Source organism: Bradyrhizobium sp. URHD0069 (assembly GCF_000701345.1).
Lineage (GTDB): Bacteria > Pseudomonadota > Alphaproteobacteria > Rhizobiales > Xanthobacteraceae > Bradyrhizobium.
Genome location: NZ_JNIJ01000126.1, coordinates 1 through 1,446, shown reverse-complemented (window position 1 = coordinate 1,446; position 1,446 = coordinate 1). Strand labels below are relative to the sequence as shown.

Sequence of the window (1,446 nt, the reverse complement as noted above, 5' to 3'; positions counted from 1 at the left end):
GCCGATCTTGCATTGATCGGCGCGGCGCAACGCGTCGAGCATTACGAAATGTCCGGCTATACCACCGCCCGCAATCTCGCCCAGCAGCTCCGGCACAGCGCGATCGTGGCGCTATTGTCCAAATCGCTCGCCGAGGAGGAAAACGCTGACCAGCTTCTCAATCAGGTCGCGCGATCGCTGATGTCGGTAGCAAAAATGCCGGCGGCGATCGAGCAGGCGACAGTCGAGCGCGCGGAGTAGCGAAACGGGACGCGCTTTACGAGCGGCGCACCGTATGCCTTATGATGATCTCCCGGATGCACCCAGGCGTAAGGCGTAATCTGCTGCTCCATCGGCGGCTTCACATGTGCACGAGCGCCATGTCGCCCGCCCTCCCGGGTGGAGCGGCATTTCAGGGCGGTGCAGGGATGGGAACTCTTGGCGAGCATTACTGTTTTTTGTTTGTTGTGTTCGCGGCAGGCTACCGCATGAAAAACGTTGAGCATGCTGAAAGCCACGTCGCACGGCCCTACAGGTTCGGTGAACTGTAATCTCTACAGCATCTCCACGGATCAGGCTGCCATCATCTTGCGGCTGTGGGAGCTGGCGCGCGATATCGACTGCGAAGGCCGCCACTGAGGCTGCCTAGTTTTTCAGAGATCACTTTCCTCGACGAAATAGAACGTGCGCTTTGAGGAAACATTCGCTGTTTCGTGCGTTTGTGCAGAGAGGAAAACAATAGGAGGTAGCTGATGCGAACCTCAATTCTCGTCATGATGATTGTCGCCTTTGGAACCACGATCACCGTGCCAGCACCGGCGCAGCAGTCAGCACAGCCTAGTGAAAAGATGCAGCCCGGCCAACAGATGCAGGATGATGCGGACAAAGGCATCAAGACCCGCGACTCCGGAGCATCCGGATATGTGGCGGATCAAGAAAAACCGGGGGCTTCTAGCCATCCTCCCGGTCAACCGCCCTCGAGCAGCAGCCAGCCAACGACGGGTTCGAGCAGTGGGACCAGCAGCGGCGGATCGGAAGCTGGCGGAAAACCCCGCTAGCACACCGGGTGCATGCGCTGAAGTTGGCGGAGGGAGAGGAACTGGGATCCAACCTTCTCCGCGTAGACCAGCGTAGTTCCAAGCAATGGAGCGAGAGGACCCTGGGGGAAAAGGCCAGATGCAGGCAGCCGACCAATGCGGGCCCAACCGATCGCCTGCCGTTCAGCTCCCGAGTCCGCTTTGATCTACCGGCTCAAGCGAATGACCGTTCTGATCCTCTCGTCACCGTTGGTGTTACGGCGCTAGCTCGGCCCGCAAAAAACGCAGCCAAAGCGCCCAGCAGAAGAGCCAGGGCACCGAACAGCGCTCCCCGCGACACCGTCTTGGCCGTTGTATCCGCCGCCTGCTTTGCTTGTTCTTTGGTTTTGGCAATCGTTTCTTTGTACTGCTGTTGGTACTCCGCAACCTG

General features: G+C 59.1%; 3 protein-coding genes and 1 pseudogene. 3 read left to right on the top strand and 1 reads right to left on the bottom strand.

Annotated elements, in window-relative coordinates; genetic code table 11:
- The 3 genes from N554_RS0130560 to N554_RS40600 form a co-directional block, all read left to right on the top strand.
- The coding region (locus tag N554_RS0130560; RefSeq protein ID WP_029586908.1) for a DUF892 family protein at positions 1 to 240 on the top strand (240 nt) is incomplete at its 5' end.
- Between the two features lie 243 nt (positions 241 to 483).
- A complete protein-coding gene (locus N554_RS42790; protein ID WP_256378769.1) occupies positions 484 to 618 on the top strand; it encodes a hypothetical protein in 135 nt (44 codons plus the stop codon).
- A 113-nt stretch (positions 619 to 731) separates the two neighbouring features.
- Positions 732 to 1,037, top strand: a complete 306-nt coding sequence (locus N554_RS40600) for a hypothetical protein (protein WP_156042206.1) — start codon at positions 732 to 734, stop codon at positions 1,035 to 1,037.
- 193 nt (positions 1,038 to 1,230) lie between these two features.
- Here N554_RS40600 and N554_RS41355 read toward each other — a convergent pair.
- Positions 1,231 to 1,446, bottom strand: a pseudogene (locus N554_RS41355) (PhnA-like protein); the annotation flags it as partial.

What these genes read in the sequence shown, in the direction of transcription:
- N554_RS40600 (WP_156042206.1), top strand. Translation starts at nt 732, where the DNA reads ATGCGAACCTCAATTCTCGTCATGATGATTGTCGCCTTTGGAACCACG.
- N554_RS42790 (WP_256378769.1), top strand. Translation starts at nt 484, where the DNA reads ATGCTGAAAGCCACGTCGCACGGCCCTACAGGTTCGGTGAACTGTAAT.